Genomic DNA, 7,946 nt, shown 5'->3' with positions numbered 1-7,946 from the left:
TTGGCTAATCACATGAGCAGTGAGTCCATACTATATTTGTGTGAAGAACTTAATTCAACAGAAACAGTATTTCCGGGCACAAATCTGCGACTGGTTTACGAACTGGTATCTTAACAAATTCCACGAGGTCAGGAGGTCTGACCTTATGCCATTTATACATACTTATCATCCCCCTTTCCCTCCTCTCTATTGAGAGGAGATTATAGTATTAAGGGGGGTCAAATTTATATGACGATAGGGGGGCAATTCTATTTTACTATCTACACCTTCGCAAGGTATACACTTTTTTCACTTAGATTCATCGTTGCTCACCCTTCTCCTGTCCCCTGCCGCCTTATCAAAGTGGTGAGTCGGATTGTTCCTTTTTCATCGTCTACTTACCTGTTATCTTCCGTATCTCATCCATGAAATCCTGTTTTAACACATACTCCCTTTCCTCTGGGAAATCCGGGTTCTTCCACTTTACAGGAAAAACTATTGAGGGACGCTCTATTTTAACAACAATGGCCTGTTTTTCAATCTCTATCTCAATCTTCGTTTCTTCCTGTTCCTGTTCATCTGCGGCGAAGGCAGGATTACATAGTTGGAAGAAATCAAAGAAAAATAATATTACCATAAATGCAACTATGATACGTGTGCATGTGTTCTTCACTCGAAAATCCCCTCCGGCGGGGTAAGAAAACCCCGCCTATCCATTTCTACGAGGATAGGCGGGACTTTCTTGTCCCGCTGATTTTCATGGTCCTTTGTGAACCCTGGTTCATGTGGGTTCATCCGAAAATCACCCCAAGTAAGCAGTAAGCGGTAAGCAGTTAGCAGATAAAGACTGCCTTTCCTGTTTACTGCTCACTGCTTACTGTTTACTATTTTCATTTCCCTTTGTGAGCGCCCCGCTCATGACGGTTCATCCTAAAATACCCATAGCTCATCCCCCCTCAATGGGGAGGGAAGCTTAGCTGTCATCCCTTCCGCATAGCGAAAGATTCACCATTCACTATCAACAGTCTTACTTCTTACTTCTTACTTCTTGATTCTTGCTTCAAACTTCTAACTTCTACTCACTGCTCCTTCTCAGCAACTGTTCTCTCGGATTTTCCTTATACAATGAGGCGATCTTTCTGAACAATGCCTCATCTTCCTCTCCAATCTCTGTAGGTATGGCAATAACAATCTTTATATACTGGTCGCCGTTGCCGCCGCCTTTAAGATGTGGAATCCCCTTGCCCTTCAGCCTGAACAACTTCCCGCCCTGAGTAGAGGGTGGTATATTCATTGTTGCACTCCCGTCCATAGTAGGGACTTCTATTTTCGCACCAAGTGCGGCCTCGCTAACTGTGACTGGAATATCACAATGCAGGTCATCTCCCTTTCTTTCAAAAAACCTGCCCGGACGTACAGACGTGATGATATAAATATCACCCGGCTTTCCGCCCCTTGTCCCTGCCCCGCCTTTTCCTGCAACCCTTACCTTAGTACCGTTATCAACACCGGGGGGTATCTTTACCATAATCTGTTCTGACTTAATGACAGTCCCTTTTCCCCTGCATACAGAACAGGGGGATGAAAGCCTCCCACTCCCACCGCAATGCTGGCAGGCAGAAGCAAACTTCATAAAACTGATCCCGCTCTCTACTTTCCCTTTCCCCTTACAGTTCGGGCATAACGTCTTTGTTGAAGCAGGGTCTTCACCCGAACCATTACATCGTTCGCATGAATACTCTTTCTGAACATTTATATATCTTGAAGTACCGGTATAAGCATCTTTGAGATCAATCTCCATGTTATAGGACAAATCTGCTCCAGACTCAGGTTCCGGCCTTCGTGTCTTTCTGCTGCCGGTTACATCTCCAAACAGGTCCTCAAATATAGAGCCATACCCCTTATTATCATAAGTGTAAGAAAACTCCGGCCCGCCGGCCCCTGCACCTCCACCGCTGCCACCGCTACCAGGCCATGCCCTGAATCCTTCAGCCCCCTGAAAATTCGGATCAAATGCCGCTTCTCCGTAAGTGTCATATTTCTTCTTTTTATCAGGGTCACTCAATACCTCATACGCCTCATTAATCTCTTTGAATTTCTGTTCAGCCGCCTTGTTATTGGGATTGAGGTCAGGATGATATTTTCTTGCAAGCTTCCTGTAAGCCTTTTTCAGGGTCTTGTCATCAGCATCCCTGCTGACTCCAAGCAAATCATAATAATCTTTCTTTGCCATTTTTTATTCATCCTGTCTGTTAGGAGGTTTGATAACAAGCATTATATAAGAATTGAGTGAAGTATTGTCAAGAATATATGACTATATCAAAAAGTAGATTGCAACCATCTTTATTTTTGTGTTAATCTGTTCACAGAGTAAAACATTTTTTTTAAGGTACAAGTATGAAAACATGGACAGTAAAAACAGTGGTTAGCCCCAATCATAAGGTAGCATTTGATGTTCCTGATGATATCCCTGAGGGGCCTGTAGAAATAGTCATTGTGATTCAGCCTATGACAGAAGGTGTATCGCTCAGGAATCTGGGTTGGACAGAGTCACAGGCAAATGAAACAAGGGCACGGTTAAAGAGCTTTGAAGAAGATTGGAATGCCCCCGGGATGGATGCCTATGATGTCCTATAGACGGGGTGATGTCGTCCTTGTTTTATATCCCAATACCGATCTTCAAACTGCAAAGAAGCGCCCTGCATTGATAATCTAATCAGAAGATATAAACACTGGACTTCCTCAATTGATCGTGGCAATGATAACCAGTAACCTTTTCAGAACAGGCCCAACCAGAGTAGCCTTCACTATGATATCTCAGGAAGGTAAGGCAATGGAATTATTGACTGATTCCATTGTGATGGCTGACAACCTTGCTACTATACTTGACCGTGAGATTGATAAGACTATCGGACACTGTCCAACTATGGAGCTCATTGACTCTGCTCTACGTATTACGCTCGCTCTGTAGGAATGTCCTTAATCATCAACAACTTCATTAGAAGATATATCAGGCAGTATCTTTTGACTCTCTGCAGCAGGCAATGCCTCAACCCCTTTTAGTGTGCGGTTAATGGCGCGTGTCCTCTTTCCCATCAGCTCTTCAATCGTATCTCCGGCGGAGGAAATATTCTTCCGTGCCTTTTCAAGCATACCCCCGAAGTTTTCAAACTCTTTTTTTACAGCCCCAAGTATCTTCCAGACCTCACTGCTCCGTTTCTGTAATGCGAGTGTACGGAAACCAATCTGCAGGCTGTTTAAAATAGCCGCCAATGTAGTAGGCCCAGTTACAATCACCTTATATTCCCTTTGCAGTTGTTCCAGCAAACTCGCCCTGCGGACCACCTCAGCATAGATGCCCTCAAACGGCAGAAACATTATGCCAAAGTCAGTAGTGTCAGGCGGTGAGATATATTTGTCCCGGATGTCCTTTGCCATACTCTTTATGACTGACTCCATTTTTTTGGAGGCAGTATCTATTAATGCAGGGTCGGCTGCTTCATAAGCATCGGTCAATTGCTCATAAGCCTCTTTGGGAAACTTGGCATCAACAGGCAGATAAACAACACTATTGGCATCATCACGCCCGGGCAGTTTGATTGCAAACTCTACCATGTCTGATGAGCCATGTTTGGTTTTTACATTGGCCTCATACTGCTCCGGTGCCAATACCTGCTCCAACAGCATGGCCAACTGCACCTCACCAATGCCTCCCCTCATCTTTACATTACTCAGCACCTTCTTCAAACCGCCGACATCCTGTGCCAGCGTCTGCATATCTCCCAGGCCCTTCTGCACACTCTCCAGTTGCTTCCTGACCAATTCAAATGACTGCCCCAATCTTTCATTCAATGTCTTCTGCAGTTTTTCATCAACCGTTTCTCTCATCTGCTCCAGCCTCTTCTCCGTATTCTGTATCAGCTCCCCCTGCTTCGTCTCTAACTGACCAAACTTCTCCCTCTGCAATTCATTAAACGATTTCATGTTCTTATCAAAAGCATCCTGAAAATCTTTGACAGCTTTTATAAGGGTTTCACGCATACGGTCATTATCAATCTTCGTCTGCCCTGTAAGGTCTTTAAGCTTTTGCTCTACTTGTGTATTAATCTTTTCCAGTTGAAGAACATTGCTCTCTGAAAACTCTTTCAAATTTTTAGTTTGTTCTTCCCGATTAGCCTTATTGTTCCGTTCTGTCTTCTCAATGAGGGCATTTTGTTTTTCATCCAATTGTGCAAATTTCTCCCTCTGTAATTCATTGAATGATTTTAGATTTTTTTCAAACGCATCCTGAAAGTCTTTGAATGCTATACGCATACGGTCATTATCTAACTTAGCTTGGTCTGTAATGCCTTTAAGCCTTTGTTCGATCTGGGTATTAATTTTTTCCAATTGGGTGACGTTATTTTCTGAAAACGCCCTCAGATTGACAGTTTGTTCTTCCCGATTCATTTTATTGTTATGCTCAGTTTTTTCAATAAGTGCATTTACTTTTTCTTCTAAAGTAGCATTAAGTTTCTCCAATGCTTTTTGATTCTGTTCTGTAATTATTTTAAGGGTATCTGTTAATTCAGTTTTAACGTCTTTGAGTGACTGGTTTAACTCTGCACGGTTGCCTGTGGCTATAGCGGAATTTTCTTCACGACTTATGCGGAAATCTTCTCTCAGGTTTGTCTCAATCTTGCTGAAACTGGTTTGCAAACCATCCATCCTGCTCACTAAACCATGATATTTATCTCCACCCTTTGGCCTGAAAATAAATATCATGCCGATAGCAGCTACTACCAGAAAACACAATATGATTAGGAGTGTTTCTAAAATATTTTCACCCTTTGATGAATACCGTTATAATTTGCATCAACTCTATGTCAATATTATTTTGCCACACACTATATCTCTCTGATACGTATCTTATTAGCAGTTATTACAACGAATTTTCCATATAATGAAGAACTATATTCCGTAAGTATTTTTACTAAAGAATCAGTTATCTTAATTACATCCTTGCTCTTGTATCTCAGGAATATTACGCTTATCCCCTTTTCATTTCTAGCAAATACCCAATGACCAAAATCACTGTCTTCAGTCAACAGAAGGGCATTGAATCGCTTCGCAATACCAATAACTTCCTCATCTTTTATACCCTGATATTCCCTGAGCACAGATATTACATCAAATGCCTTGTCTCTAAGGGAAGTAACGATTCGGAAATCAACATCTTCATCCGCGAGAATCTTAACCTGCAATTATTTCCTCCCTTGATATGACGTCTGCAGAGTATGACAGGGCTGCAAGGATGTCTTCTTTTGTAAGATGAGGATATGCCTGTAATAGTTCCTCAAAAGACATTCCTTCTGAAAGTTTTTTCAGGATAAGTTCTACTGTTATTCTTGTTCCTTTTATTACCGGTTTACCAAGCATAATTTTCTGATCTGATACTATTCTATCTGTATATGTCATAATTATGTTTCTCCTTATTTTTATAAATATTCCCAGCTCGCAATATCATCATTTCCCCAGTTTGTTGGGGCAGGTACAAATTCTACCAATCTTATCACGCCTCTCCTCACTCTATCCTTCAATCTCTGCCCTAAGTATACGTTTGCAGAGTAGTTACGCCCACAGTCCTTACCGCCTTCCCCGTAGTTCAATACTAACATGTCCCAGTCGTCAGGGTATTCGGATTGAAATGAGCTTTTGAATTCCGCTGTTGTAAATCGTTGCCCCCTAAACCCTTGCAGTACTTCATCAATATGATCAGGATTGATAATTACCATAGGAATTGACTCCTTTTTTAATTGTAGCAGTATCTTTTTTTACTACTTCTTCTTCTTGGAAATATGAGTAATAAATGTCTATTTTATAAAGTAAACCTCTTCATATTTAACGCTCCGCCAGAGACGTTCCAGAAATATATTGTCCAATGCATGGCATAGTCCGTTCATGCTTATAGAGATAACTGCTTTATCAAGTAAGTCTGTAGACTCAAAGCATGTAAACTGCACACCCTGATCAGTGATGAATATGTCTGGTTTTGAAGATCTCACTTCCTTTCTATTCAATATCCATTTTAACAAAAACCTTTAACTAAAGCACAAAATTTATAACCCAAATAAAAACTTAAAGCACATGCTATAAGACTGAAAATAATGGTGCATCCAAAATTTGTAGACTTAATTACGGGCTTTTCACCTTCGACATGCTTCATTGTACTCCCACATATAGGGCAAAATATTGTACTACCTACTTTGTCACTTTCAAGGTCTATTGTACTCTTACATTTTGTGCATTGAAATCCACTCCATTTTGATTCTTTTTGTGACAACTTACACCTCCTTCTATTAAGAATTTATTTTTCTGCACAGATATACATTATCAATTTAATAAAAATCTATAATAAAATGCCCATTATCACTGTTATCCCCATCATTATTATCTATACCTGTATACAATTTTTTTTAATATCTGGCTTTTTCGAGACCAGAATAGCAAGATGAGACTTTGCTGTCAATGGAGTTTTAACTGAAGATTTACCTAACTGTAGATATAACTAAACAGTCCATATAATGCGTTTGATCTATTTATTTTTATATTGATGGAAGGTCTTTCATTGTAATCTGTGTTAATTGAGCATTGGGATTATATGCCCACTCTCCGAGTCTTCTAATAAAGATTTTAACCGCTGATTCTATCCAGGTTCTTTCCTGATGTGTCAATGGAATATATTGTCCATCCTTTGGTGCCTTTCGTGCTTCAAATTTATCACCCTTTTCAGTGCACAGATTGGCAAGTCTATTTAATATCCTCATAGAAATATTATATTTTGCGGCACTCTCATCTCGGTTTCCTGCACTTGCCGTAAGAATAGTTAGGCACGAATATGCCATTGCTGTTAATGTTTCACGACCCTGCATGTAACCCTTATATCGGATGTATAAAGTTTCTGCATCCGGAGATAAACTAAAGTCAGATGGGGGCTCAGGAAACTTTCCACGTGAGGCGATGAAGGCTACCCGACTGCCCAAAATAATTATATCTGTCGCTGCCAGTTGAAGTACCGCACCTGTATCAGGTAGAGGATTTCTATCAATAATATTTGTAGTTTTATAAACAAGATTAAACTCATTTATGCTCCTTTCAAGAGTTGCAATAACCTCCCATTTCTGAACAAAAGGATCAACAACGGCATGGGCCTCGGCAGCAGTTGCGAAATGCTTTTTCATGTAGAATGTTGCACCCTTCTTATCTATGATAACACGAAAATCATCGGCCTCTTTTTCAAGAGGTTCTGCCTTTGCATAATCCGTGGATTCATTGGTGGCAAGGGCGTAATATAAACTTTCTACATGCGGATCATTCATTTAATTAACCCATTTCTTTATCAATTTATTCTTTTTTATTTCCCTGAGTGTTTGGATTTTCATCAAGTAGCTCTTATTTTTGAAAACCCAGATATAACATGATAAACATCATCCGCTATTTTAGTGATAGCTTTTGCTATTTCATATAATGAAGGACTGAGCAATATATACTTTTATTAGAATATTCCTTTTCAATCCGTACTCTCATTTTCTGGGGAGGTTAAAGGGGGCGGTTGTTCTTTCTCCTGAACAATCCCTTCTGTCCATTTTATTGCGTCTTCTGCAAATTTGATGGCTTCTGAGATATCGGTTTCCGTTATCTCACCCCAATATCCCGGATATCTGGTTTCTACTGCATAGGGGGTTAATATGCCCACATCCAAAAGGTTAGAAGGAATGGGAATCTTAGAGGTTTCAAAAGTATCAATAAGCTCTTCAAGATCATGGGTAAATGGAAAGTTAATCTTATGAAACAACAGGACGGCTTTGAACGCCTTTTCAACGGCTTGCTGGGCGTGAAAACAGATTTGCACCGGCAATACATCCTGTGAATATATGTTATGGCTGCTGAAAATATAACACACTTATAATTTGCAATGCAAACTAAGA

The 7,946-nt window shown here is 40.4% G+C and carries 10 protein-coding genes and 1 pseudogene; 2 read left to right on the top strand and 9 right to left on the bottom strand.

What is annotated here, in order from left to right; genetic code table 11:
- Window positions 1-373 precede the first annotated feature (373 nt).
- Complete coding sequence (locus HZA08_07820) at window positions 374-652, bottom strand: hypothetical protein (GenBank protein ID MBI5193330.1); 279 nt, start codon at window positions 650-652, stop codon at window positions 374-376.
- 402 nt (window positions 653-1,054) lie between these two features.
- Complete coding sequence (gene dnaJ / locus HZA08_07815) at window positions 1,055-2,212, bottom strand: molecular chaperone DnaJ (protein MBI5193329.1); 1,158 nt, start codon at window positions 2,210-2,212, stop codon at window positions 1,055-1,057.
- Window positions 2,213-2,376: 164 nt separating this feature from the next.
- Between dnaJ and HZA08_07810 the strand changes: the two genes are divergently transcribed.
- Together HZA08_07810 and HZA08_07805 are read left to right on the top strand one after the other, a co-directional pair.
- The gene (locus HZA08_07810; GenBank protein ID MBI5193328.1) at window positions 2,377-2,616 is read left to right on the top strand and encodes a hypothetical protein; all 240 of its coding nucleotides are present in this window, start codon (window positions 2,377-2,379) and stop codon (window positions 2,614-2,616) included.
- Window positions 2,606-2,950: pseudogene (locus tag HZA08_07805) on the top strand (type II toxin-antitoxin system PemK/MazF family toxin). Before HZA08_07810 ends, HZA08_07805 begins: the two are co-directional and overlap by 11 nt.
- An 8-nt stretch (window positions 2,951-2,958) precedes the next feature.
- On the opposite strand, the gene rmuC reads toward HZA08_07805, so the two are convergent.
- The 7 genes from rmuC to HZA08_07770 form a co-directional block, all read right to left on the bottom strand.
- Window positions 2,959-4,293: a DNA recombination protein RmuC gene (gene rmuC, locus HZA08_07800; protein ID MBI5193327.1), complete on the bottom strand. Its 1,335-nt coding sequence runs from the start codon at window positions 4,291-4,293 to the stop codon at window positions 2,959-2,961.
- Window positions 4,294-4,865: 572 nt separating this feature from the next.
- On the bottom strand, window positions 4,866-5,222 hold the full coding sequence (locus tag HZA08_07795; protein MBI5193326.1) for a DUF5615 family PIN-like protein: 357 nt from the start codon (window positions 5,220-5,222) through the stop codon (window positions 4,866-4,868).
- Window positions 5,212-5,436, bottom strand: coding sequence for a DUF433 domain-containing protein (locus HZA08_07790; protein ID MBI5193325.1), 225 nt, complete (start codon window positions 5,434-5,436; stop codon window positions 5,212-5,214). Before HZA08_07790 ends, HZA08_07795 begins: the two co-directional genes overlap by 11 nt.
- Window positions 5,437-5,456: 20 nt before the next feature.
- Entirely contained in the window at window positions 5,457-5,753 is a 297-nt protein-coding gene (locus tag HZA08_07785; GenBank protein MBI5193324.1) for a hypothetical protein, read from the bottom strand.
- Between the two features lie 78 nt (window positions 5,754-5,831).
- Window positions 5,832-6,023 (bottom strand): hypothetical protein, encoded by a 192-nt coding sequence (locus HZA08_07780; GenBank protein ID MBI5193323.1) that lies wholly within the window; start codon window positions 6,021-6,023, stop codon window positions 5,832-5,834.
- 540 nt (window positions 6,024-6,563) lie between these two features.
- Window positions 6,564-7,337 carry a hypothetical protein gene (locus tag HZA08_07775; GenBank protein ID MBI5193322.1) on the bottom strand — a complete coding sequence of 258 codons (774 nt, stop codon included), beginning with the start codon at window positions 7,335-7,337 and terminating at the stop codon, window positions 6,564-6,566.
- 191 nt (window positions 7,338-7,528) lie between these two features.
- Window positions 7,529-7,921, bottom strand: a complete 393-nt coding sequence (locus HZA08_07770) for a HEPN domain-containing protein (protein MBI5193321.1) — start codon at window positions 7,919-7,921, stop codon at window positions 7,529-7,531.
- Window positions 7,922-7,946 lie beyond the last annotated feature (25 nt).

Source organism: Nitrospirota bacterium, assembly GCA_016212215.1.
Taxonomy (GTDB): Bacteria; Nitrospirota; 9FT-COMBO-42-15; order HDB-SIOI813; family HDB-SIOI813; genus JACRGV01.
The sequence above is the reverse complement of the archived record's forward strand: the minus strand, read 5'-3'. Positions and strand labels throughout refer to the sequence as shown.

Bases quoted from the DNA above. Each gene is read 5' to 3' on its own strand.
- dnaJ (MBI5193329.1), bottom strand. From the start codon at position 2,212: ATGGCAAAGAAAGATTATTATGATTTGCTTGGAGTCAGCAGGGATGCT.
- HZA08_07810 (MBI5193328.1), top strand. From the start codon at position 2,377: ATGAAAACATGGACAGTAAAAACAGTGGTTAGCCCCAATCATAAGGTA.
- HZA08_07775 (MBI5193322.1), bottom strand. From the start codon at position 7,337: ATGAATGATCCGCATGTAGAAAGTTTATATTACGCCCTTGCCACCAAT.
- HZA08_07790 (MBI5193325.1), bottom strand. From the start codon at position 5,436: ATGACATATACAGATAGAATAGTATCAGATCAGAAAATTATGCTTGGT.
- HZA08_07785 (MBI5193324.1), bottom strand. From the start codon at position 5,753: ATGGTAATTATCAATCCTGATCATATTGATGAAGTACTGCAAGGGTTT.
- rmuC (MBI5193327.1), bottom strand. From the start codon at position 4,293: ATGCGTATAGCATTCAAAGACTTTCAGGATGCGTTTGAAAAAAATCTA.